Genomic DNA, 22,548 nt, shown 5'->3' with positions numbered 1-22,548 from the left:
GACTAGAGCGTACCGTTTTCAGCGTGCCTGCCGCTGCAGTCCCGTGTCCCGCAGGGCCTCCGACTTGATGTGGTCCACGATCCCGGGAAGGGCGGAGTGGATCTGGTGCCAGACGGCGTCGAAATCGGCGTGGCCGCCGTACCAGGGATCCTCGATGCCCTGGTCCAGCCGGTCGCGGCCGGCCATGGCCGGGTCGAAGCTGCGGAGCATCCGGATCTTGTTCAAGGCATCCCGGCCCGGTGCTGCCTCGGTGAGCCAGGCGTAATGGTCGATGTCCAGGGCCAGGATCAGGTCGCGCTCGCTGAACCACCGCGGGTCCCACTCCCGGGCGACATGGTTTTCGGAGGCCAACTGTGCTGCCGCCAGCCGGCGGGCGGCCCGGGGATCGATGGGCCTGCCGGCCTCGTAGCCGGTGGTGCCGGCGGAGTCCACCTCCACCAGCCCGTCCAGCCCTTCGCGTTCCAGCGCTGCCGCGAGCATGAACTCGGCCATGGGAGACCTGCAGATGTTGCCGGTGCAGACGGTGATGACACGGTATGGGCTCGACGTTGAGTTCATGAAGCTAAGCATGCGCGCTGGTTGCCCGTCTTGGCTAGCGGGCTGTTCACAATGTTTTACGGGTTTGTAAATATGAATTACTGGCTGTCATATGGGGATGGCTTCCGTGTGGCTGTGCCCTTCGCCCGGCCGCTAGTGGATCAGGGCCAGCAGGATGCCAACGCCCACGAACAGGGTGCCGAAGACCCTGCTGAGGACGATTTGGCCCGGCTCGGTGCTGGTGAAGCGCTGGAAGGACCTGGCGGCCGCGGCGAAGAAGAACCACATCACCAGGATGTCGATGGCCACGATGGTGGCGGTAAGCACCGCGTATTGCGTGAACAGGGGTTGCTCGGGCCGGATGAACTGCGGTGTGAACGCCAGGAAGAACACGATCGCCTTCGGATTCAGCAGATTGACCCAGAAGCCGCGCCGGAAGATGGACCACGCCGGTTCATCGCGCAGGGCGGCGGCCTCCTCCCGGGCGGCCGTGGGCTTGCTCAGGAACTGGCGGATACCCAGGTACACCAGGTACGCGGCGCCGGCGTATCGGATCACGTTGAAGGCCACGGGCGAGCTCGCCACCAGCACCCCTACGCCCAAAGCGACAATCAGCACATGCACCACCAGGGCCGCCTGCTGGCCCAGGATTCCCCAAATGGACCGGCGGAACCCCGCATTCAGCGAGTTGCTCATGGTGTTGATGGCCCCGGCACCCGGGGTGAAGCTGATAAGGGCGCCGGCACCTGCAAGGGCCAGCCAAAGGGAAAATTCCACTCATCAATCCTAGGGGCGGCACGCCTCGGGTTCAGCGCTAGGCCCGGGCGATCACTTCGCCATTGGGGATCAGGAACCAGCCGTCGTCGGTGGAACCCCACCGGTGCCAGCCCGCGGAAATCCTGGCCAGGTCCGCCGGGTTGGCGAACCCGTACTCCAGGGCCTGCTCCGCGAAGGCTGAATGCAGCACCCGCTCGCCCCACACCCGCGCTTGCCAGCGGCGCTGCTGGGCCGTCGCGTACAACCAGTTGCTGCTGCTGGGGGCGACGTCGCTGAACCCCGCGGACTGGGCCCAGCTGACCAGCCGGCGCCCGGCGTCGGGCTCTGCTCCGTTGCGGCGGGCAATCCGCTGGTACAGGTCCATCCACTCGTCCAGTTCCGGGATGGCCGGATACCAGCTCATCCCGTGGAAGTCCGCGTCCCGGACCGCCACGATGCCGCCGGGTTTGGCCACCCGGCGCATCTCCCGCAAGGCCTCCACCGGGTCCGTCAGGTGCTGGAGCACCTGGTGCGCGTGGACGAGGTCGAACGTTTCGTCCGCGAAGTCAAGGTCGTAGATATTGCCGGCAACAAATTCAACATTGGGAACGCCGCGTTCGGCGGCGAGGGCCTGTGCCTGGGCGATGACGTCCGGCGAGCGGTCCAGGCCGGTGACGTGCCCGGGGTTGACCAGTGCGGCAAAGTCGCAGGTGATGCTGCCGGGCCCGCAGCCCACGTCCAGCAGGGCTGTTCCCGGCGTAAGGTGCGGGAGGACGAACGCCGCGGAATTTTCGGCGGTCCGGGCGGCATGGGCGCGGACCACCGATTCGTGGTGGCCGTGCGTGTAGACGTCTTCCCCTGGCTGCTGCGCACTCATAACCAAACGCTACTCCCAACCGGGCTGCGGTTGGCGCTTCTTCGCGGCCAACACCACAAGCCCCGTGGCTTATCCGGGGTGGCCGCCCTTGGGTTTTTCGTCGTCGGATTCTTCCCGGGCCGCGGCGGTTGCCTCGACCATGGCGGTCATGAAACGGGTCACTGTTTCCAGTTCCGCCGCGGAGAACCCTGCCATGGCGCTGTCCATGTGCTGCGCCAGCGGGGCGAAGATGGCGCCGCCGTCCCTGAAAGCCTTGGGCGTCATCTTCAGTTGGACCTGGCGCCGGTCCGTGGCGTGCCGTTCACGGACCACATGCCCGGAATTGTCCAGCCTGTCGATCAGTGCCGTGGTGGCGGGGGAGCTCAGGTTGAGCTCCTTCCGCAGGACGCCGGGGGTTACCACCTCGCCCCTTGCCGTATGGCGCATGATCACCGCCAGGGCATTCATGTCTGTCCGGTGCATGTCCTTGCGGTCACCGGCCGCGTCCACGTACCGGTTCGCCTCGATGGTGAACTCCTGCAAAAGCCGAAGCAGGGGGTTCGGCGGGCCGAATTCCGGTCCGGCCTGGGGAAAGGACGGTGGACCTGATGCAGTCTGTCCTGCCATGCCCGCCTCCCTTCAGCCATTCGTGTTTGCGTTCGTGCCGAACCGTTCCTGCCGGGTCTTTTCCGCCCGACCGTACTGACGGATATTACTGCAGCAGCCTGAGGCCCGGCCCTGTCCGCGCTATCCGTACCGGCGGGACCGGGAAAAAAGCTCGACTGGCACTTATCTCCATGATGGAGATAATCTATGCTGGAATCAATCCTACTCGCGGCACCCTGGATGGAAGGCATCATGAAACGAACAAAAGTTGCCAAAGAGCGCGTCCCGTTCTGGCTGCGCTGGCTCATCCCCGTCGTCCTGGTCGTGACCTGGCTGGGACTGGCCGGGGTGGGCGGCCCCACGTTCGGCCGCCTCGAAGAAGTCTCCAGCAATGACCAGGCGTCCTTCCTGCCCGCCAGCGCCGAAGCGACCGAGGCGCAGGACTGGCAGGCAAAGTTCCGGGACTCGGACGAGGTGCCCGGCATTATCGTCATCGAAAACACCGCCGCCTTCACCCCCGCGCAGCTGGGCGAGCTGGCCACGCTCAAGACCAGCCTCGAAGGCCTCAAGCTGGGCAGCGCCGTGATCGGCCCGATCCCCTCCAAAGACGCCAAAGCCGTCCAGTTCGTTGTCCCCATCGGGTCCTCCACCGAACTGAAGGACGCCGTCAAGGAGCTCCGTGACACGGTGTCCGCGGCGGCGCCGCAGGGAACCCAAACCTTCGTGACCGGACCGGCAGGGCTGGCCGCCGACCTTGCCGCCGCGTTCGGCGGCATTGACGGCATCCTGCTGCTCGTGGCCCTGTCCGCCGTCTTCGTGATCCTGCTGATCGTCTACCGTTCCCTGCTGCTGCCCATCATGGTGCTGCTGACCTCCGTCTTTGCCCTCTGCGCGGCCATCCTGCTGGTGTTCGGGATGGCCAAGGCAGGCTGGATCCAGCTCAACGGCCAAAGCCAGGGCATCCTGTCCATCCTGGTGATCGGCGCGGCCACGGACTACGCCCTTCTCTTCGTGGCCCGCTTCCGCGAAGCCCTCACCCACACCACCAACCGCACCGCCGCAGTCCTCACCGCCTGGAAGGCCTCGTTCGAGCCGATCCTGGCCTCCGGCGCCACGGTGATCATTGCCCTGCTGTGCCTGCTGTTCTCGGACCTCAACTCCAACAAGGCCCTCGGCCCGGTCGCCGCCGCCGGCATCCTGTGCGCCCTGTTCGCCGCGCTGACCCTGCTGCCTGCACTGATGGCGCTCCTGGGCCGGGCCGCGTTCTGGCCGTTCCGCCCCAAGCTGGTCCCCGCCGACCAGCGCGAACCCGAGCTGGTGACCGGGCTGGAAGGACAGAAAGGCCTGTGGCGCGCCACGGGTTCCCTGGTGTCCCGGCGCCCCAGGACCGTGTGGGTCGCGTCGGTCCTGCTGCTCCTGGTGGCGGCCGGCGGCCTGCTGCAGCTCAAAGCCAACGGCGTACCGCAAACGGACGTCATCCTCACGGCCTCCAACGCCGTTGACGGCCAGGACGCGCTGGCGCGCCACTTCGACGCCGGCAGCGGAAGCCCCGCCGTCGTGGTTGCGGACCAGGCCAAGGCCGCAGAAGTGCTGGACCGGGTCAAAGCGGACGACGGCGTGGGCGAGGCCTACCTCCTGGGGCCGGGCAGCGTGCCCATCACCGGAGCGCCGGGAGCTCCCAACACCCCGGACGTGAGGGACGGGAAGGTCCTGATCAACGCCACGCTGAACGACGCCGCCGACTCCCTGCAGGCTGAAGAAACCATCAAGGCCCTCCGCAGCGAGGTCAAGGCCGTGGATCCCGGCGCGCTGGTGGGCGGCGTGACCGCCACAGCCCTGGACACCAACACCACCGCCCAGCATGACCTCGTGGTCATCATCCCGGTGGTGCTCGTGGTGATCCTCTTCATCCTGATGCTGCTGCTGCGCTCCATTGTTGCCCCGGTCCTGCTGGTGCTGTCCGTGGTGCTGTCCTACGCGGCGGCGCTCGGCGTGTCCGCGTTCGTCTTCAACAACATCTTCGGGTTCCCCGGAGCGGATGCCACTGTCCCGCTGTTCGGCTTCGTGTTCCTGGTGGCCCTGGGCGTGGACTACAACATCTTCCTGATGAGCCGGGTCCGGGAGGAGTCGCTCAAGCACGGCACCCGGCCCGGGATCCTGCGCGGCCTCAGCGTGACCGGCGGGGTGATCACCTCGGCGGGCGTGGTGCTGGCCGCAACGTTCGCCGCCCTTGGCGTCATCCCCATCATGTTCCTGGTGCAGTTGGCCTTCATCGTGGCGTTCGGCGTGCTGCTGGACACCGTGCTGGTGCGCTCGCTGCTGGTACCGGCGCTCGCCTACGACATCGGCCCAAAGATCTGGTGGCCCGGAAAACTGGCCCGCGCCCAGGCCGGATCCGGCACCCGATCCCGGGAGTCCGGCCTCGAGCCCCGCACGGAGGTACCCACCCGCTGACGCTCAGTCCTGCCGCCGCCACCATTCCACGGTGGCGGCGGCAGCCGCGTCCAGCGGGGTGGGCCGTATGCCAAGGATGGCCTCCGAACGGGCCGAATCCATCACGAACGGGTGCTCAAACTGGTAGCTGAGCTCCGCCAGTTCCCGCATGTCGGCGGAAAAGAACGCCGCCGCCCGCAGGGCCCAGCCCGGCAGGACGCGCACCTTGGGTGCCGGCACGCCCGCGGCCCGTGCAAAGGCACGAACCAGCTCCCGCTGCGTCAGGGCCGGGCCGGTGGGGGCGTGCCAGACCGAGTTCCAGGCGGCGGGGTTGGCGGCTGCGGCGACCATCGCTGCGGCCAGGTCCGGAACGTAGGTAAAGGAGTGCGGCTGGTTCGCGCTCCCCACCACGCTGACATTCCGGCCGGCGAGGATGGGGACCACGATGCGCTCGCCGCCGTGCGCCATCCGGACCCGCGGACCAAAGAAGTCCCCGGCCACCACGCTGACAGTTGCCGCAGCTGCGTCCTCCCTCGCCTGCAGCAGGCGGGTGCGCACGCCGCGCTTGCCGCCGGCCGCCCGGCGCGGGCTGTCCTCGGTCATCACGCGGTCCGGCTCGCTGTATGAATACAGGCTTTCCGGAAAGACGACGACGGCGCCTGCCTCGTGTGCCGCGTTCAACACCGCCTGCTCGGCTGCGGGCAATTCCGCCTCCCAAGCTGCGGCGGTGTAGGACGAGCCGTGGATGCAGTGGAAGACGGCATCGACACCGGCGAAGACCTGCCGCAGGGTTTCGGGATCCTTGGCGTCTCCCGTGATCCGCTCAACCAAGGGGTGGTCGGGTCCGCTGCCGGACCGGGTGACTACGCGGACGCGGTGTCCATCGGCCGCGAGCTGCTCGGCGACCGTCCAGCCCACCGGCCCCGCACCGGTGACGACGAAATTCTTGACCATGAGTCCTCCTGGGAAAGTTTGTAGCGAGAGCGGTGCTCTCGCTTTCAGCATGGACCGGGTGTCGCAACCTTGTCAAGAGCACTGCTCTCCTTTGTTGGCACCGCTCTCGGTTGTGGCATGCTGGAGCCTGTGACGGACACAGAAAAAACGGACGCGACGGCGGCACCGGCCCGGGCCCTGACGCCCAGGCAGCGGGCACGGACGCAGACCGTGGCCGACATCATCCGGCTGGGACGGCGCCACCTGGCCCTGCACGGGGCGGCGGCACTGTCCCTCAGGGCGGTGGCCAGGGACTTGGGAGTGGTTTCCTCAGCCGTGTACCGCTACGTGGAAAGCCGGGATGAGCTGCTGACGCTGTTGCTGATAGATGCCTTCAATGAGCTGGGGGACGAGGTGGACGCCGCCATCGGGGCGGTTCCAGTCGATGACCACGCCGGCCGCTTCACGGCCTTGGGTCGCGCGGTACGGACCTGGGCGCTGCGGGAGCCGGCAAGCTATGCGCTCCTGTTCGGCAGCCCGGTCCCCGGCTACAACGCGCCCGCCGAGCGGACCACGGTCCCCGGTACCCGGGTGATCGTCGCCCTGATTGGCATCCTGGAGTCTGCCTTCCGGGCCGGGCGGCTGGCCGTGGCGGATGCCGTGCGGGCAGAGATCCCCACCGCGCTCCAAGCTGACCTGGACACCATCCGGGCACAGTTCGGCCTTACCGTCCCCGAGGAACTCGTGGCCCGGGGAGTCCTGGTGTGGAGCGCATTGTTTGGCGCCGTCAGCTTCGAGGCCTTCAACCAGTACGGGCCGGATACCTTCAGCGTTCCGGCGGAACTTTTCGACCACCATCTTGCCGTCCTTGCCGGCGTGGCGGGGCTGCAGCTGCGCGCGTCCCGTGATGACGGGTAGGCCTGGCCCTGTTGGCGGCCAGGGAGCCTCGGTAGACTGCCAGTGCGCCCGCACGGACGCGGAGCCTCGAAGGAGAGATGCACCATGACTGAGAACCCCGAAGTTGCAGCCGAGGAACCACGCAAGGGCAGCAGCGCCCCGGGCCTGGAAGGGGAAGGTGGTCAGTACGTGGACGGGGACTACGGCGCCGCGGGCACCATCAACGAGCCGGAACGCGAAGCCGACGGCGAATACGAGGAAGGCAACTACGGCGACGCCGGAACCACGGGAGGCGCGCGCACGGAGGAAGCGATCCGCGACGGCCTGACCGACGGCCAGGTCCAGTCGACCGCGGAGGACCGGGGACCGTTGCACGGCCGCCCGGACTCCGACCGGTAAGGACCCCTCCCGGGCCGCTTCCTGTGCGGCCCGCTTCGCCCATTTATCGCAACGGCGCGGCTAGCGGCCCGCGGATTCCGGAACCGCTCCTGCGGCGACGTCTTCCGTGCTGCCCGAGTGGTTCCCGGCGTCCGGTGCCGCCACTGTGGCGTCCCCGGCCGGTTCGACGTCGCTGCTGCGGGCGCGGCTGATCGCAGCCACCGCGGCCAAGACCGTCACCAGCCCGCCATACGCGTAGGTGGTGACCGGGAGGGACAGCACGGGGGCCAGCAGGCCGGCCAGCACTGCTGGAACGCCGAAAGCCGTATATGCCACCACGAAGAGCGAGGCGAAGGTGCCGGCGCGTTCGTGGTCCTCGACCAGGGGGCTGATGGACCGGATCACGCCCATGAACGCCGTGCCAAAACCTGCTCCCGCCACCACTACGGCAGCCAGGAACAGGCCAAACGAGCCCAGGCCGATGGCCAGCAGGGACAGCGCAGTTCCCAAGGCCAAAGCCGAGGTGCCGAAAATGGTGATGGTACGGGCTCCGAAGCGGTGCAGGACTGCAGCAGTGGCTGCTCCGGTGCCTGCCAGGATGGTGATCACCATGCCTTGCCACAGGTGCTCCCGGATGCCGAATGTGGCGTGGACGATCGCGGCGCCGAGCGAGAGGTACAGCCCGCCCGTGGCCCAGCCGGCAAAGACGGCCGGGGCGCCGGTGACGAATCCGCGGCGTGCGGCGGGTGGCAGGGTCAGGTGCGGCTTGAGCGAGGCCGCTGCCCCGGGCGTCCGGGGCGAGGTTTCGGGGGCGGCCCACACCAGTGCGGCGAACACCATGTACAGGACGGTCAGCGAAACGAACACCAGCGTGCGCGGCTCAGCCAGCAGGTCCAGCAGCAGACCGGATGCCAGGGCGCCCAGTGCCAGGCCGCCCAGCGGCGCCACGGTGTTCCAGGCGGCACTGGAGCCCGGGTCATCCTCTGCTTCCAGGTCCGCGATCGCGGCAGAGAGCGTGGTCAGCAGGATGCCGCTGGCGATGCCCTGCTGTACGCGGGCCACCAGGAGCATGGCCAGCGAATCGGCAACCAGGAAGGCCGTGACGCTGGAGGCGAGCAGGATGAAGGCTGCGCTGATCACCGGCCTGCGGCCCAAGTGGTCCGAAATCGAGCCGAAGACCAGCAGGGCTGCCAGCAGGGCCACGGCGTACACGGCAAAGATCCCGGTGGTTGCCACGGGCAGCAGGTGCAGCTGCTCCTGCAGTGTGGGGTAGAAAGGCGACGGCGCGCTGGCTCCGGCCATCATCGCTGCCGTGGCAGCCGCGATCAGGGCAAAGCCCAGCCGCCGGCGTGCCTCCTGGGGCCGGGCTGCGGGGGAGTGCGTCAAAACGTGCCGCCTTCTGCGTAGGGTGAATTTGGTTCGAAAATAGTCGAAACCTCAGCCTACTGGCAGTGACGCTAATGGTTCAACTAAAGTCGAACTGTGGCTACACCGGCGAACCTTCCCCATCCCGAACGCGCGGACCTCCAGTTGCCCAGTGTGCTTTTTGCCCTGAGTGACCCGGACCGGCTGGAGATCGCGCGCCAGCTTCGCGCCGGCCCCCTTGACATGGCCGAGTGTGCCCTGAGCAACCCGGACATGCCCAAGTCCACCAAGTCCCACCTGATGAAGGTGCTGCGCGAGGCCGGCGTGATCCGCAACGAGGCTAACGGCCGCGGCCGCCGTTTGACCCTGCGCACGGAGGATCTCGAGGCGCGGTTCCCCGGACTGCTTGCGGCGGTGCTGGATGCGCCCGCCCGCGACTGAAGCCCCCGCGCCGATGGCGACGGGCCGCCGTCGTCCGCCCTTCTTGTACGCCGTGAGCAAAGTTGAGCGTAGTTCACTCAAGTTGTGTTGACATCTGGTGGTGCCTGAGTAAAGTTGAGTCCAGAACGCTCAATCATTGGGCGCCACCCAGTTTCCAAGGAAAGAAGGAAGCAACACATGTCACGTGCAGTAGGTATCGACCTCGGAACCACCAACTCCGTCGTCTCCGTTCTCGAAGGTGGCGAGCCCACCGTTATTGCCAACGCCGAGGGTGGCCGCACCACGCCGTCGGTCGTTGCATTCTCCAAGTCCGGCGAAGTCCTGGTCGGCGAAATCGCCAAGCGCCAGGCCGTCAACAACATCGACCGCACCATCGCCTCCGTCAAGCGCCACATGGGCACTGACTGGAAGGTGGACATCGACGGCAAGAAGTACACCGCGCAGGAAATCTCCGCGCGTACGCTGATGAAGCTGAAGAACGACGCCGAGTCCTACCTGGGCGAAAAGGTCACCGACGCCGTCATCACCGTCCCGGCCTACTTCAACGACGCCGAGCGCCAGGCCACCAAGGAAGCCGGCGAAATCGCAGGCCTGAACGTCCTGCGCATCGTCAACGAGCCCACCGCGGCAGCCCTCGCCTACGGCCTGGACAAGGGCAAGGAAGACGAACTCATCCTGGTCTTCGACCTCGGCGGCGGTACCTTCGACGTCTCCCTGCTGGAAGTCGGCAAGGACGAAGACAACTTCTCCACCATCCAGGTCCGCGCCACCGCCGGTGACAACCGCCTGGGCGGCGACGACTGGGACCAGCGCGTTGTTGACTACCTGCTCAACCAGCTCAAGGTCAAGGGCATCGACCTCTCCAAGGACAAGATTGCCCTGCAGCGCCTCCGCGAAGCTGCCGAGCAGGCCAAGAAGGAACTCTCCTCCTCCTCCAGCACCAACGTCTCCCTCCAGTACCTCTCCGTCACCCCCGACGGCCCGGTCCACCTGGACGAGCAGCTGACCCGCGCCAAGTTCCAGGACCTCACCAAGGACCTGCTGGAGCGCACCAAGAAGCCGTTCCACGACGTCATCAAGGAAGCCGGCATCAAGCTCTCCGACATCAACCACATCGTGCTGGTCGGTGGCTCCACCCGTATGCCCGCCGTCTCCGAGCTGGTCAAGGAACTGGCCGGCGGCAAGGAGCCCAACAAGGGCGTCAACCCGGACGAGGTCGTTGCCGTCGGTGCCGCCCTGCAGGCCGGCGTGCTGAAGGGTGAGCGCAAGGACGTCCTGCTCATCGACGTCACCCCGCTTTCCCTCGGCATCGAAACCAAGGGCGGCGTCATGACGCACCTGATCGAGCGGAACACCGCCATCCCCACCAAGCGGTCCGAGACCTTCACCACGGCGGACGACAACCAGCCGTCCGTGGCCATCCAGGTCTTCCAGGGCGAACGCGAGTTCACCCGCGACAACAAGCCGCTGGGCACGTTCGAACTGACCGGCATCGCGCCGGCTCCGCGCGGCGTCCCCCAGGTCGAGGTCACCTTCGACATCGACGCCAACGGCATCGTCCACGTCTCCGCGAAGGACAAGGGCACCGGCAAGGAACAGTCCATGACCATCACCGGTGGTTCCAGCCTCTCCAAGGAAGACATTGACCGCATGGTCAAGGACGCCGAGGAGCACGCAGCCGAGGACAAGGCCCGCCGCGAGGCAACCGACACCCGCAACACGGCCGAGCAGCTCGCCTACTCCGTGGACAAGCTGATCGCCGACAACGCGGACAAGCTGCCCGAAGAGGTCAAGACCGAGGTCCAGGGCGACGTCGACAGCCTCAAGAAGGCCCTCGAAGGCACGGACGACGCCGCCGTGAAGGCCGCGTTCGAGAAGCTGCAGGCCTCGCAGACCAAGCTGGGCGAAGCCATCTACTCGCAGGCCGGTTCGCCGGACGGTGCCGGCGCTGCCGGTGCCGAGGGTGCCGCCGGTGCCTCTGCGGGCAGCAAGGCCGATGAGGACATCGTCGACGCCGAGATCATCGACGAAGACGAAGCGAAGAAGTAGCCATGCCGCACCACGGTAACGAGGAAGAGCACAACTCATCCGCGAACCATGACGCCAAGCAGGGCAACGGCGAACCGGTCATCCGGGACAACCGCAAGGTTGACCCGGTGACCGGCCAGGCCCGGCACCCCGAAGGCGGCCACGCTTCAAGCGCCGGCCACCAGCAGGGCGCTGCCGATTCCGATGGCGACGCACTGGCCCAGGCAGAGGAAATCCTCAACGGGGTGGACGTGCCCGCAGAGGAATCCGTGGCCCAGGGGGCTCCGGCCGCCGCCGGCAACGCAGAGGCCGCCGAACTGCGCAACGACCTGCTCCGCCTCCAGGCCGAGTACGTCAACTACCGCAAGCGGGTTGAACGGGACCGCGCCGTGGCCGGGGAGATGGCCGTCATCGGCGTCCTGAACTCCCTGCTCCCGGTCCTGGACGACGTCGACGCCGCACGGCAGCACGGCGACCTCACCGACGGGCCCTTCGCCGCGATCGCCACCAAGCTGGAGAACGCGCTGAAGACCTACGGCCTGGTCCGGATCAACGAGACCGGCGTGGAGTTCGATCCCACGATCCACGAAGCCCTGATCCAGCAGCCCGGCGAGGACATCGAGGTTGACACCGTCAGCCAGGTCCTCCGCTCCGGCTACAAATCAGGAGACCGCGTGCTCCGCGCCGCCCAGGTGATTGTGGCCGTTCCGGCCTAGGTTGCTCTCGTAGACGCGCCGGACGGATAAGGGGGCCCCGCCCCTACGGTGGGTGGCGAAGGATCTGCGATCCTCCGCCACCCACCTCCGGCAGGCCCGATGCCACTCCCGGGCCCCCTGATCCGTCCGGCGCTCAGCGGTTGTCTCACCTAAGGTGGGAGCAAGCGAAGCGCAGCTGGGTAGGGGGCCGCGGCGTGGCGGGCACCGCGAAGCGGGCACGGCCCCCTACCCAGCGGAGCGTCGCCCCGCCGGGCACTTAGGTTTTGTTTAAGAAAGGAAACGCCATTGGCTAGCCAGGATTGGGTGGACAAGGATTTTTACAAGATCCTTGGTGTTGCCAAGGACGCTTCCGAAGCCGACATCAAGAAGGCCTACCGGAAGCTTGCGCGGCAGCACCACCCTGATACCAACGCCGGGAACGCTGCTTCCGAGAAGAAGTTCAAGGACATCTCCGAGGCCTACTCGGTGCTCTCGGACCCGGACGAGCGCCAGCAGTATGACGCTATTCGCGCCATGGGCAGCGGAGCCCGCTTTGCCCCCGGCGGCGCCGGCGCCCCCAACGGCGGGTTCGAGGACATGTTCGGTGGCCTCTTCACGGGCAACACCGGGCGCCACTCGGGCGGGTTCAACCCGTCCGCAGGCGGCATCCCGCCCGAGTTCGCAGACCTGTTCGGCGGCTTCGGTGGTTCCCCCGGCTTCCAGCGCACGCCTCAGAAGGGCGCCGACCGCACCGCGTCCACCAGCATCTCGTTTGCCGGTTCCATCCGCGGAACCACTATCGGCCTGCGCGAGCCCAGCGGCGAGGTGATCGACGTCCGTGTCCCCGCCGGCATCAAGGACGGCCAGAAGGTCCGCGTCCGCGGCAAGGGCCAGCCGGGTGCGGCCGGCAACGGTGACCTGGTGGTGTCCGTCGCGGTCCAGCCGCATGCGTTCTACACGCGCGACGGCGACAACCTCCGCATCCACGTCCCTGTCACCTTCCCCGAGGCTGCCTTGGGCGCGGACATCGAAGTTCCCACCATTGACGGCGACAAGGTCAAGGTCCGTGTTCCGGCAGGAACGCCGTCGGGCCGCACGCTGCGGGTCAAGGGCAAAGGCGTAAAGACGTCCAAGGCGACCGGTGACCTGCTGGTGACCATCGACGTCGCCGTTCCCAAGAATCTCAACAAGGACGCCGAAGCTGCGGTCAGGGCGTTCGCCGAGGCGACGTCGTCGGCGGACGTCCGTGAGGGCCTGGCAGCCAAGGCCCGGCTCTAGGAGCGGAGGTGAGCCGTGGACATCAGTGCTGACCAGCCGATCTTCGTGATCTCCGTGGCGGCCGAGCTTGCAGACATGCACCCGCAGACGCTGCGGCAATACGACCGGCTCGGCATCGTCAAGCCGAGCCGTGCCCCCGGGAAGTCCCGGCGCTACTCGCAGCGCGACGTCAACATGCTGCGGGAGGTGCAGCGGCTGTCCCAGGAGGGGGTCTCGCTGGAGGGCATCAAGCGCATCCTGGAACTTGAAAACCAGGTGGCTGCCCTCCAGAGCCGGATCGCGGAACTCACCGAGGAACTGGGGCGCCGGCCGCGGGCCGTGGACTCGCGCATCTTCGCGGCTGGTGCCGCCGGCGACGTCGTGAGCCTTTCCCGCGGGCAGCGGCCCCGGCCACGGTCGCAGGCCGTCATGCTGTGGCGGCCGCGCGCCATCGGCAAGTAAGTACAGCGGTTGGGTCCCTGCGAAAACTAGAGTACCCACTACTCGTGACCCCAAAGCCTCCCGAACCTTGAATGGAACCATCGCCGGATCAGCGGCGGTGGTTCCGCAAGTTCTGGGGGTTTTCCGTGTTTGGTGCAGTCAGCAACGGTGTCAACCGCAAGGCCCGGCCATGAGCCCGGGCATGGAGTCCGTCGCGGCATTCAGCGGCTCAATGCAGGGCCAGATGCTCCTGGCCCTGGGGCAGACCATTGTGGTGGTCTGCGTCTGCTTCGACATGGTCCGCGAACTGTCCGTCCCGAGGTCGCACCGCCGCTATGTGGCCAGTACCGTGTTCCGGACACTGGCCATCCCGTCCATCGTCGCCAACGCACTGACGGTCTTCGTGGCCCTGGTGATGGCCTCCTGGGTGGATGTGGTGATGGGCATGTTCGTGCTGGTGGCCATCGTCTTCCGGTTCCACCACAACCAGGACGAGGACAACTGGTGGAAAGGCAAGGGCAGGAAGCTCGCCCGCTGGGCCCGCCGGCAGTTCGCCAGCCGGACCGCTGCCGCCCCGGCCCTGGGATAGCCCCGCAAAGCCCCGGGAGCCCGGCATCGGCAACCTGCGTGCCGGGCTCCCGCTTCAACCTCAGCCGTTGATGACCTGCGGTACCCCGAGTGCTTTGAGCCCTTCCACGCCGAATTCGACGCCGTAGCCGGACTGCTTGGCCCCGCCGAAGGGGATGCGGGGATCCACGGCACCGTGCCGGTTGATCCACACGGTCCCGGCCTGGATGCGGGCGGCCACCTCGCGCGCGGCGGCCAGGTCCCGGGACCAGACCGAGGCGCCCAGTCCAACGTCGAGGGCGTTGGCCTTCTCCACTGCTTCGTCGATGGTGCTGTAGCGGATGATTGGCAGGGCGGGGCCGAACTGTTCTTCGGCGACGAGCGGGTTGTCGTTGTCAATGTCCGCCACCAGGGTGGTGGGGTAGAAGTACCCGGGCCGGCCGGTGTCCGGGTTCCCGCCCAGCAGGATGCGTGCGCCGGAAGCCTTTGCCGCCTCCACGAGGTTCGCGACGACGTCGTACTGGGCCTTGTTCTGCAGCGGGCCCAGCACGTTGTTTTCGTCCAGGCCGTTGCCCATCGGCATGGCCTTGGCGACGGCGGTGAGTTCCTCGCAGACGGCGTCGTAGATGTCGCTGTGGACGTAAAGGCGCTTGAGGGCGGCGCAGGTCTGGCCGGTGTTGATGAAGGCGCCCCAAAAGATGTCCTGGGCGATGGCCTTGGGGTCGGCGTCGGGCAGGACGATGCCGGCGTCGTTTCCACCCAGTTCCAGGGTGAGCCGCTTAACGGTGTCCGCGGAGGACTTGATGATGGCCCGGCCGGTGGCGGTGGAGCCGGTGAACATGACCTTGCCGATCGCCGGGTGTTCGGCCAGCCGGGCGCCGACGTCGCGGCCGCCGGAGACCACGGTCAGGAGGCCTTCCGGGAGTTCCTCATTAATGACCTTGGCCAGCGCCAGGACGGAAAGCGGTGTGTACTCGGAGGGCTTCACCACGATGGCGTTGCCCATGCGCAGTGCGGGCGCGAGTTGCCAGACGGTGATCATCATGGGCCAGTTCCAAGGCCCGATCGCGCCCACCACGCCGATGGGCCGGTAATGCAGCTCGGCCCGGGTTTCGCCGTCGTCCACGATGGTTTCCGGCTCCAGCGGCAGGCCGGCCGTGGCACGCAGCCACGCCACGCAGGCGCCCACCTCGAACCGGGCGTTGGGGCCGTTCAGTGGTTTGCCCTGCTCACGGGAGAGCAACCGGGCCAGTTCCTCGGCGGAACGCTCGACGGCGTCTGCTGCCTTCAGGAGCGCAGCGGACCGGGCCTCATGGCCCAGCGCAGCCCAGGCCGGCTGCGCGGCGACGGCCGCGGCCACGGCGCTTTCAAGGTCGTCGAGGCCGTGGACGGGAGCTTCGCCGACCGGCTGGCCCGTGGCCGGATCGAGGATGGTCCGGCCGGCGCCGGCAGCGGGGGCAATGGACGCGAGGAGCGCATCGTAGGTTTCCAAGGGGTACTCCACTTCGAGTAGTCAAGGGCGCCAGCCGGGCGGCATAGCGGGTTGCTCCCAGTCTGGTTGAGAGCCCCGTCCCGCTCTTGTCTGTGTGCGCAGAGCCCTTGGACGGCAGCGAACGCAATGTAACGCCAAGCACGTTTTTGCGCAACAGACAGTGGCGCGACCCCGTGTTTCCTGGGTCCCGCCACCGAAGTTGGCCCTAAAGGCTGCCGTGCGTGACGCCGCCGCCCCTTCGGTATTCGGTGTTGTTGGCGGGCTCGCAACCTACCGGGGAAGCGCAGAAGCCACTGTCATGAAAGAAATCCTTGGGGAACAGACGTCAGTAGCTGGCAGGGGTGTCGCCGTCGACGGGTTTGATGTAGTTGGCGGCGAGGGCTTCGGAGCCGCGGGCCAGGAGGGCGACGTCGGCGCCGACCAGGATGAAGTCCGCGCCACACGCCAGGTAGTGCTGGGCGGTGTCGGGGTTGAAGGCGTTGACGCCCCCGGGTTTCCCGGCCGCCTTGGCAACGGACAGGCAGTGTTCGACGGCGGCGCGCACCTCGGGGTGTTCCTGCTGTCCCAGCAGGCCCATGGAGGCGGCGAGGTCGGAGGGGCCGACGAAGATGGCGTCCACGCCGTCGACTTTGAGGATGTCCTCCACAGCCTCGACGGCCGCCGTCGATTCAATCTGGACGGTGACGCTGATGGTCCCGCTGGCCCGGGCGAGGTAGTCCGGGACCCGGTTCCAACGGGCGGCACGGGCCAGGGCGGACCCCACGCCACGGACGCCCTGGGGCGGGTACCGGGTGGCCGCCACCGCGGCTTCGGCTTCCGCCACCGAATTCACCATGGGGATCAGCAGGTTCTGCACGCCGAGGTCCAGGTACTGCTTGATCACCACGGTGTCGTTCACGGGCGGCCGGACCATAGTGTGCACCGGGTAGCCGTGGATGGCTTGCAGCTGCCCCAGGATGGACTCGAGCCCGTTGGGGCTGTGCTCGGCGTCCACCAGGAGCCAGTCCAGGCCCGCACCCGCGCAGAGCTCGGCCACCAGCGGGCTGCCGGAACACACCCACATCCCGGCCAGTGGCCGGCCTGCCTTTCCCTTTTGCCTTTGCGCGGCCAGCGCGGAGCGGAAGGTGTCTTCTATTCGAAGCGGCATGTCACAGCTCCCAGGGGTCCGTAGTCGGCGTGTACCGTATCGCCCTTGTAGACCCAGAGCGGACGGGTGAAGGACCCGGCCAGGATGATGTCGCCTGCCTTGAGCGAGTCCCCGTGCGCGGCGATCTTGTTGGCCAGCCAGTGGACCCCGTTGGCGGGGTGGTCCAGGACGCCGGCGGCCACGCCGGTTTCCTCCACGGTCTGGTTCTTGTAGAGGATGGCGGAGACCCAGCGGAGGTCCACGGCGTCCGGCTTGACCGGGTTGCCGCCGATCACCATGGCGCCCATGGCGGCATTGTCCGCGATGGTGTCCACGATGGTCCGGCCCTCCATCTCAATCCGGGAGTCCAGGATTTCGAGGGCCGGAACCACGTAGTCCGTGGCCTTCAGGACATCGAAGATGGTCACGCCCGGGCCTTTGAGTCCGTCCTTGAGGACGAACGCCAGCTCCACCTCCACCCGCGGGTGGGTGTACTGGTCCCACCGAACGGAGCAGCCGGTCTCCAGCACCATGTCATCGAAGATGGCGCCGTAGTCCGGTTCGGTGATGCCGGTGGCGGCCTGCATGGCCTTGGACGTGAGGCCGATCTTGCGCCCCACCAGGGTCCGGCCGGCGTCCTCGTTGCGGCGCCGCCAGAGCTGCTGCACCGCGTAGGAATCCTCCACCGTCATCTCCGGGTACCGGGCGGTCAGGCGGGGGACAGGGGTGCGGGTCCGGCCGGCTTCCACCAGCTCGTCCGCGATGGCCTCAATCGTCGTGGGCTCCAGCATGGCTAGACCTGGACTCCCAGCTTGAAGCCCGTCCGGTCGCCTTCGGGCGAGCCGTCCTTGCGGGTGTAGGAGAAGCCGTCGGCGCCCACGGTGACGGCCATTTCGGACTTTTCCTCGCGGATGATGACCGGCTGTGGGTTGCCGTCCAGGTCCAGGACCAGGGAGGCCTCGGTGTACCAGGACGGGACCACTGGGTTGCCCCACCAGTCGCGGCGCTGGTTGTCGTGGACGTCCCAGGTGATGGTGGGGTTGTCCGGGTCGCCGGTGTAGTAGTCCTGGGTGTAGATCTCAATGCGGTGGCCGTCCGGGTCCAGGATGTAGAGGTAGAACGCGTTGGACACGCCGTGGCGGCCGGGGCCGCGTTCGATCCGGTCGCTGATGCGCAGGGCGCCCATCTTGTCGCAGATTTGGATGATGTTGTGCTTCTCGTGCGTGGCGAACGCGACGTGGTGCATGCGCGGGCCGTTGCCGCCGGTCAGGGCGGTGTCATGGACGGTCTGCTTGCGGTGCATCCAGGCGGCGTAGGTGACGCCGTCGGCATCCTTGATGTCCTCGGAGACGCGGAAGCCCAGGTCCTCCAGGTATGCCCGGCCGCGCGGGACGTCCGGGGTGACCTGGTTGAAGTGGTCCAGGCGGACCAGTTCACCGGCGGAGTAGAGGTCGTAGCGCTGGGTGAGCCGCTCCACGTGCTCCACGTCGTAGAAGAACTCGTACGGGAAGCCCAGCGGGTCCTCCACGCGCACGGAGTCGCCCACGCCCTTGGTGAAGCCGTCCTTGCGGCGTTCCACCCGGCAGCCGAGTTCGCGGTAGTAGGCCTCGGCGGCGTCCACCTCGGCGGGGGACTTCACCCGGTAGGCGAAGGCGGCGACGGCGGCGATGGGTCCCTTGCGGAGCACCAGGTTGTGGTGGATGAACTCCTCCAGGGACCGCAGGTAGATCGCGTTGTCGTCTTCCTCGGTGACGTGCAGGCCCAGGACGTCGACATAGAACTCGCGGGACCTGGCGAGGTCGGTGACCACGATCTCCATGTAGGCGCAGCGGACAATGTCCGGTGCCGGGACGGTGGGGGTGGGAACGAAGTTGGTCATGGGAGTCTCTCTTCTTTGAAAGGGGGCTGGCTAGGCGCCGAATTTGGGGGTGTGGACGGTGCCGAGCGTGATGTGCACGGCCTGCTGGTCGGTGTAGAAGTCGATGGAGCGGTAGCCGCCCTCGTGGCCCAGGCCGGAGGCCTTGACGCCGCCGAAGGGGGTGCGCAGGTCGCGGACGTTGTGGCTGTTCAGCCACACCATGCCGGCTTCGACGTTCTGCGAGAAGTTGTGGGCGCGGGTCAGGTTCTGGGTCCAGATGTAGGCGGCGAGCCCGTACTTGGTGTTGTTCGCCAGGGCGAGTGCCTCCTCGTCGGTCTCGAACGGGGTGATGGCCACGACGGGTCCGAAGATTTCCTCCTGGAAGATCCGGGCGTCAGGGGCGACGTCGGCGAACACCGTGGGTGCGATGTAGTTGCCTTCGGGCAGGTGGTCGGGGCGGCCGCCGCCGGCCAGGAGCCGGCCTTCGGACCTGCCGATCTCCACGTAGGAGGCCACCTTCTGGTAGTGCTCGGGGTGGACCAGGGCGCCCACCTGGGTCTTGGGGTCGTGCGGATCGCCCACCACGATGTTCTTTGCCCGGGCGGCGTACTTTTCGCAGAATTCGTCGTAGATGGCGCGCTCCACCAGGATGCGTGAGCCGGCGGTGCAGCGCTCGCCGTTGAGGGAGAAGACTCCGAACAGGGCGGAGTCGATCGCGGCGTCCAGGTCGGCGTCGGCGAAGACGACGCAGGGGGACTTGCCGCCGAGCTCCATGGAGAGGCCCTTCAGGTTCGCGGCGGCGTTGCGGAAGATGGTCTGGCCCGTGGTGGTCTCGCCGGTGAAGGAAATCAGGGGAACATCCGGGTGCTTGACCAGGGCGTCGCCGGCTTCTTCGCCGAGCCCGTTGACCAGATTGAAGACGCCGTCCGGCAGGCCCGCATCCTTGAAGATGGTGGCCCACAGGGAGGCGGACAGCGGGGTGAACTCGGCGGGCTTGAGGACCACAGTGTTGCCGGTGGCCAGGGCCGGGGCGAGCTTCCAGGACTCCAGCATGAACGGCGTGTTCCACGGGGTGATGAGGCCGGCCACGCCGATCGGCTTGCGGTTGACGTAGTTGATCTGCGAGCCGGGGACCTTCATGGCGTCGTCGAACTGGGCCACGATCAGGTCCGCGAAGAACCGGAAGTTCTCCGCCGCACGGAGGGCCTGGCCCTTGGCCTGGGTGATGGGCAGGCCGGTGTCGAACGTTTCCAGTTCGGCGAGCCGGGCTTCCTGGGCCTCGACGGCGTCGGCGATCCGGTTCAGGATGCGGGCGCGTTCCCGGGGCTTCATCTTCGGCCATGGGCCGTTCTTGAAGGCTTCGCGGGCCGCGGCGACGGCGAGGTCGATGTCCTCTTTCTGGCCGGCGGCGGCGGTGGCGTAGTTCCGGTTGGACACCGGGTCCAGGACGTCGAAGGTCGCCCCGCCCACGGAGTCCACGAACTTCCCGTTAATGAAGTGCTGGATATGGGTGGGCAGGTCCTCAGGGACATAGTGCGTGCTGGTTTCTACCGAGGTCGTCATCGTTGAAGTCCTATCTGGGGGTCAGGGGTTGTTGGCCTGGGCGAGGTAGGCGTCCAGGGTGGCGGAGCGGTGGAGCCGGGCCGCCTTTTCGATCTGTTCTGCGTCCGCGCCTGTTTCGATGAGCTTCAGCAGGTTCTCGTGTTCCTCCACGGAGTCGCGGGCGCGGCCGGGGACAAAGCGGAAGGTGGAGGACCGGAGCGAGGCGAGCCGGTTCCAGCCGCGGTGCACCAGGTCCAGGATGTGCGGGTTGGGGCAGTGCTCGAACAGGACGCTGTGGAAGTCCTGGTTCAGCCGGGTGAACCGGACAGGGTCGAAGTGGTCCAGGCACTCGCGCATTTCCTGGTTCACGGCGCGGGCCCGGGCGATGGCCGCCGGGTCGATCAGCGGGGCCGAGAGGGCTGTGGCGGCACCCTCGACGATGCTCAGGGTCTGCATCGTGTAGAGGTATTCGGTGGGGTCGATGCCGGCCACGGTGGCGCCGACGTTCCGCTCGAACGTCACCAGGCCCTCGGCTTCGAGCCTGCGGATGGCTTCCCGGACCGGGACCACGCTGACGCCGAGGTCCTTCGCAATGGAACCCAGGACCAGGCGGTAGCCCGGCGTGTAAGTGCCTTCCACGATGCGGGCCTTGACGGCCTGGTATGCCTGCTCGGACTTGCTGCCGGGAGTGGCAGCGGGGAGGTCGGTGGCCGTGTCAGTCATTGGCCTGCCCTTCCCATGCCTTGTACTTTGCCTGCCACTCTTTGTTCATCGGGTAGAGCCCGTCAACGCTGTTGCCCTGCTTGACCATCTCGAAGATGAAGGCTTCTTCCTTTTCCTGCTGGATGCAGTCCTCAACGAGTTCTTCGGCGATGGCGGGCGGGATCACCAGGACGCCGTCGGAATCGGCCACGATGATGTCGCCGGGCTGGACAGTGGCGCCGCCGCAGGCGATGGTGATGTCGGTGTCCCACGGGATGTGCCGGCGGCCCAGCACGGCCGGGTGCGGGTTGGCGAACCAGGTGGGCATGTCCAGGCCGGCTACCGCGGTGTAGTCGCGGACGCCGCCGTCGGTGATGATGGCTGCGGCGCCGCGGACCTGGGCGCGCAGGGCCAGGATGTCGCCCACCGTGCCGGTGCCTTTTTCGCCGCGGGCTTCCATCACCAGGATTTCGCCCTCGTTGACGGAATCGATGGCGCGTTTCTGGGCATTGAAGCCGCCACCGTGGATCTTGAAGAGGTCCTCGCGGTTGGGAACATAGCGCAGGGTCCGGGCCAGGCCCACCACGCGGCGGTCCGGTCGGGTGCCCTGAAGGCCGTCGATGCTGACGTTATTAAGGCCGCGCTTACGCAACTGTGAGGACAGCGTGGCGGTGGCAACGGATTCGAGCTTGGCTTTCAGCTCCGGGGACAGGGCCGGCGCGACGGCGGCAGGAGCCTGGGCTTGTTCAGCAACGGGTGCCAGCCCGGCGGCCTCGCGGGAGCCATAGGCTTCCTCCCGCTGCAGGTCATCCACCTTGGGCTGGGCACCAAAGTCGGCGAGCGTCGTCGTGCCTTCCTCAACGGTGGTGACCAGCCGCCCGGTGCTGAGGCTGCCGTCGATAGTCTCCACTTCCACTTCCAGGACGTCGCCGGGCTTCGCCACGGACGCCCCTGCCGGGGTGCCGGTAAGGATGAGGTCCCCTTCTTCGAGGGTGAGCAGCTGGGACAGGTCCGCCACCAGGCGGGCGAAGGGGAAGAGCAGGTCCCCGGTGGTGTCGTCCTGGACCAGTTCACCGTTGTGCCAGGTGCGGATGCGAAGTTTTGAAGGGTCGACGGCGTCTGCCGGAAGAAGTGCCGGGCCCACGGGGGTGAACCCGTCGCCGCCCTTGGACCGGAGGTTGGAGCCCTTGTCCGCCCAGCGCAGGTCATAGACGCCGAGGTCGTTGCTGGCGGTGACGGCGGCAACGTGGCTCCAGGCGTCCTCGATCGAAACGCGGCGGGCGGCCTTGCCGATGATGAGCGCAATTTCGCCTTCGTAGCCGAGCAGTTCGCAGCCGGCCGGGCGCTCCACGGGGCTTCCGCTCAGGGCCAGCGAGCTCGAAGGCTTGAGAAAGTAGGACGGCTGCGCCGGCGTGCGGCCCCGCTGGGCAGCGCGGCTGGGGTAGTTGATGTGCACCGCGACCACCTTGCGGGCTGCTGCCAGGGTGTCGCCGTTGACCTGCTCCAAAGCCTTCTCCTCATCAGGTACGAAATCGTATACGATCACTATCACGCATGCTGCCGCGTCCGTCAACCCCCGGAATTCCGCTGGTACGCGGGCGTCCCCGGCGGTACTTGTCGCCCGCGTCACATCCGGCG

22 protein-coding genes are annotated in these 22,548 nt (G+C 67.4%); 9 read left to right on the top strand and 13 right to left on the bottom strand.

The features are described from left to right. Nucleotides 1–18: 18 nt before the first annotated feature. From DFO47_RS13150 to DFO47_RS13135, 4 genes are all read right to left on the bottom strand, one after another. Entirely contained in the window at nucleotides 19–558 is a 540-nt protein-coding gene (locus DFO47_RS13150) for a low molecular weight protein-tyrosine-phosphatase (protein WP_081624108.1), read from the bottom strand. A gap of 132 nt (nucleotides 559–690) precedes the next feature. Further along, complete coding sequence (locus tag DFO47_RS13145) at nucleotides 691–1,314, bottom strand: LysE family transporter (protein ID WP_133831915.1); 624 nt, start codon at nucleotides 1,312–1,314, stop codon at nucleotides 691–693. A gap of 37 nt (nucleotides 1,315–1,351) precedes the next feature. After that, entirely contained in the window at nucleotides 1,352–2,170 is an 819-nt protein-coding gene (locus tag DFO47_RS13140) for a class I SAM-dependent methyltransferase (protein ID WP_133831914.1), read from the bottom strand. A 69-nt stretch (nucleotides 2,171–2,239) separates the two neighbouring features. Then, nucleotides 2,240–2,776 (bottom strand): MarR family transcriptional regulator, encoded by a 537-nt coding sequence (locus DFO47_RS13135; protein ID WP_026264352.1) that lies wholly within the window; start codon nucleotides 2,774–2,776, stop codon nucleotides 2,240–2,242. Nucleotides 2,777–3,007: 231 nt separating this feature from the next. On the opposite strand from DFO47_RS13135, the gene DFO47_RS13130 reads away from it, so the two are divergent. Next, nucleotides 3,008–5,209, top strand: coding sequence for an efflux RND transporter permease subunit (locus tag DFO47_RS13130; RefSeq protein ID WP_133831913.1), 2,202 nt, complete (start codon nucleotides 3,008–3,010; stop codon nucleotides 5,207–5,209). A gap of 3 nt (nucleotides 5,210–5,212) precedes the next feature. Here the strand turns inward: DFO47_RS13130 and DFO47_RS13125 are convergent, their stop codons facing one another. Further along, nucleotides 5,213–6,142 (bottom strand): NAD-dependent epimerase/dehydratase family protein, encoded by a 930-nt coding sequence (locus DFO47_RS13125; protein WP_133831912.1) that lies wholly within the window; start codon nucleotides 6,140–6,142, stop codon nucleotides 5,213–5,215. Nucleotides 6,143–6,271: 129 nt separating this feature from the next. On the opposite strand from DFO47_RS13125, the gene DFO47_RS13120 reads away from it, so the two are divergent. Both DFO47_RS13120 and DFO47_RS13115 read left to right on the top strand, forming a co-directional pair. Next, entirely contained in the window at nucleotides 6,272–7,039 is a 768-nt protein-coding gene (locus DFO47_RS13120; protein ID WP_206073923.1) for a TetR/AcrR family transcriptional regulator, read from the top strand. Between the two features lie 84 nt (nucleotides 7,040–7,123). Then, complete coding sequence (locus DFO47_RS13115; protein ID WP_018760751.1) at nucleotides 7,124–7,417, top strand: hypothetical protein; 294 nt, start codon at nucleotides 7,124–7,126, stop codon at nucleotides 7,415–7,417. A gap of 60 nt (nucleotides 7,418–7,477) precedes the next feature. Here DFO47_RS13115 and DFO47_RS13110 read toward each other — a convergent pair whose 3' ends face one another. After that, nucleotides 7,478–8,782 (bottom strand): MFS transporter, encoded by a 1,305-nt coding sequence (locus DFO47_RS13110; RefSeq protein WP_133831911.1) that lies wholly within the window; start codon nucleotides 8,780–8,782, stop codon nucleotides 7,478–7,480. Nucleotides 8,783–8,878: 96 nt separating this feature from the next. Between DFO47_RS13110 and DFO47_RS13105 the strand changes: the two genes are divergently transcribed. The 6 genes from DFO47_RS13105 to DFO47_RS13080 all read left to right on the top strand — a co-directional run bounded on the left by DFO47_RS13105 (nucleotide 8,879) and on the right by DFO47_RS13080 (nucleotide 14,212). Then, complete coding sequence (locus DFO47_RS13105; RefSeq protein WP_109045519.1) at nucleotides 8,879–9,202, top strand: helix-turn-helix transcriptional regulator; 324 nt, start codon at nucleotides 8,879–8,881, stop codon at nucleotides 9,200–9,202. Between the two features lie 177 nt (nucleotides 9,203–9,379). Then, nucleotides 9,380–11,251, top strand: a complete 1,872-nt coding sequence (gene dnaK / locus DFO47_RS13100; protein WP_133831910.1) for a molecular chaperone DnaK — start codon at nucleotides 9,380–9,382, stop codon at nucleotides 11,249–11,251. 2 nt (nucleotides 11,252–11,253) lie between these two features. Further along, nucleotides 11,254–11,946: a nucleotide exchange factor GrpE gene (locus DFO47_RS13095; RefSeq protein ID WP_133831909.1), complete on the top strand. Its 693-nt coding sequence runs from the start codon at nucleotides 11,254–11,256 to the stop codon at nucleotides 11,944–11,946. A gap of 285 nt (nucleotides 11,947–12,231) precedes the next feature. Beyond that, nucleotides 12,232–13,203 (top strand): DnaJ C-terminal domain-containing protein, encoded by a 972-nt coding sequence (locus DFO47_RS13090; protein WP_026264353.1) that lies wholly within the window; start codon nucleotides 12,232–12,234, stop codon nucleotides 13,201–13,203. Between the two features lie 15 nt (nucleotides 13,204–13,218). Continuing rightward, on the top strand, nucleotides 13,219–13,644 hold the full coding sequence (locus DFO47_RS13085) for a helix-turn-helix transcriptional regulator (protein ID WP_018760757.1): 426 nt from the start codon (nucleotides 13,219–13,221) through the stop codon (nucleotides 13,642–13,644). Between the two features lie 181 nt (nucleotides 13,645–13,825). Continuing rightward, complete coding sequence (locus DFO47_RS13080) at nucleotides 13,826–14,212, top strand: hypothetical protein (protein ID WP_133831979.1); 387 nt, start codon at nucleotides 13,826–13,828, stop codon at nucleotides 14,210–14,212. A gap of 60 nt (nucleotides 14,213–14,272) precedes the next feature. Here the strand turns inward: DFO47_RS13080 and DFO47_RS13075 are convergent, their stop codons facing one another. The 7 genes from DFO47_RS13075 to DFO47_RS13045 form a co-directional block, all read right to left on the bottom strand. Then, a complete protein-coding gene (locus DFO47_RS13075; protein ID WP_133831908.1) occupies nucleotides 14,273–15,682 on the bottom strand; it encodes an aldehyde dehydrogenase family protein in 1,410 nt (469 codons plus the stop codon). Nucleotides 15,683–16,007: 325 nt separating this feature from the next. Then, on the bottom strand, nucleotides 16,008–16,829 hold the full coding sequence (locus DFO47_RS13070) for an HpcH/HpaI aldolase/citrate lyase family protein (protein ID WP_208294401.1): 822 nt from the start codon (nucleotides 16,827–16,829) through the stop codon (nucleotides 16,008–16,010). Continuing rightward, on the bottom strand, nucleotides 16,814–17,599 hold the full coding sequence (gene hpaH / locus DFO47_RS13065) for a 2-oxo-hept-4-ene-1,7-dioate hydratase (protein WP_133831907.1): 786 nt from the start codon (nucleotides 17,597–17,599) through the stop codon (nucleotides 16,814–16,816). The genes DFO47_RS13070 and hpaH overlap by 16 nt, the downstream gene beginning before the upstream one ends. A 2-nt stretch (nucleotides 17,600–17,601) precedes the next feature. Continuing rightward, entirely contained in the window at nucleotides 17,602–18,687 is a 1,086-nt protein-coding gene (gene hpaD / locus DFO47_RS13060; RefSeq protein ID WP_018760762.1) for a 3,4-dihydroxyphenylacetate 2,3-dioxygenase, read from the bottom strand. A gap of 30 nt (nucleotides 18,688–18,717) precedes the next feature. After that, entirely contained in the window at nucleotides 18,718–20,229 is a 1,512-nt protein-coding gene (gene hpaE / locus DFO47_RS13055) for a 5-carboxymethyl-2-hydroxymuconate semialdehyde dehydrogenase (RefSeq protein WP_133831906.1), read from the bottom strand. Nucleotides 20,230–20,250: 21 nt separating this feature from the next. Then, nucleotides 20,251–20,931 (bottom strand): GntR family transcriptional regulator, encoded by a 681-nt coding sequence (locus DFO47_RS13050; RefSeq protein WP_018760764.1) that lies wholly within the window; start codon nucleotides 20,929–20,931, stop codon nucleotides 20,251–20,253. Then, nucleotides 20,924–22,417, bottom strand: coding sequence for a fumarylacetoacetate hydrolase family protein (locus tag DFO47_RS13045; protein ID WP_133831977.1), 1,494 nt, complete (start codon nucleotides 22,415–22,417; stop codon nucleotides 20,924–20,926). The genes DFO47_RS13050 and DFO47_RS13045 overlap by 8 nt, the downstream gene beginning before the upstream one ends. Nucleotides 22,418–22,548: the final 131 nt, after the last annotated feature.

The organism is Arthrobacter sp. AG258, assembly GCF_004364695.1.
GTDB lineage: Bacteria > Actinomycetota > Actinomycetes > Actinomycetales > Micrococcaceae > Arthrobacter.
The sequence above is the reverse complement of the archived record's forward strand: the minus strand, read 5'-3'. Positions and strand labels throughout refer to the sequence as shown.

Excerpts from the sequence above, each read along its gene's own strand:
- DFO47_RS13150 (WP_081624108.1), bottom strand. The coding sequence starts at position 558 with ATGAACTCAACGTCGAGCCCATACCGTGTCATCACCGTCTGCACCGGC.
- DFO47_RS13140 (WP_133831914.1), bottom strand. The coding sequence starts at position 2,170 with ATGAGTGCGCAGCAGCCAGGGGAAGACGTCTACACGCACGGCCACCAC.
- DFO47_RS13135 (WP_026264352.1), bottom strand. The coding sequence starts at position 2,776 with ATGGCAGGACAGACTGCATCAGGTCCACCGTCCTTTCCCCAGGCCGGA.
- DFO47_RS13130 (WP_133831913.1), top strand. The coding sequence starts at position 3,008 with ATGAAACGAACAAAAGTTGCCAAAGAGCGCGTCCCGTTCTGGCTGCGC.
- DFO47_RS13125 (WP_133831912.1), bottom strand. The coding sequence starts at position 6,142 with ATGGTCAAGAATTTCGTCGTCACCGGTGCGGGGCCGGTGGGCTGGACG.
- DFO47_RS13115 (WP_018760751.1), top strand. The coding sequence starts at position 7,124 with ATGACTGAGAACCCCGAAGTTGCAGCCGAGGAACCACGCAAGGGCAGC.
- dnaK (WP_133831910.1), top strand. The coding sequence starts at position 9,380 with ATGTCACGTGCAGTAGGTATCGACCTCGGAACCACCAACTCCGTCGTC.
- DFO47_RS13095 (WP_133831909.1), top strand. The coding sequence starts at position 11,254 with ATGCCGCACCACGGTAACGAGGAAGAGCACAACTCATCCGCGAACCAT.
- DFO47_RS13080 (WP_133831979.1), top strand. The coding sequence starts at position 13,826 with ATGGAGTCCGTCGCGGCATTCAGCGGCTCAATGCAGGGCCAGATGCTC.
- DFO47_RS13070 (WP_208294401.1), bottom strand. The coding sequence starts at position 16,829 with ATGCCGCTTCGAATAGAAGACACCTTCCGCTCCGCGCTGGCCGCGCAA.
- hpaH (WP_133831907.1), bottom strand. The coding sequence starts at position 17,599 with ATGCTGGAGCCCACGACGATTGAGGCCATCGCGGACGAGCTGGTGGAA.
- hpaD (WP_018760762.1), bottom strand. The coding sequence starts at position 18,687 with ATGACCAACTTCGTTCCCACCCCCACCGTCCCGGCACCGGACATTGTC.
- hpaE (WP_133831906.1), bottom strand. The coding sequence starts at position 20,229 with ATGACGACCTCGGTAGAAACCAGCACGCACTATGTCCCTGAGGACCTG.
- DFO47_RS13050 (WP_018760764.1), bottom strand. The coding sequence starts at position 20,931 with ATGACTGACACGGCCACCGACCTCCCCGCTGCCACTCCCGGCAGCAAG.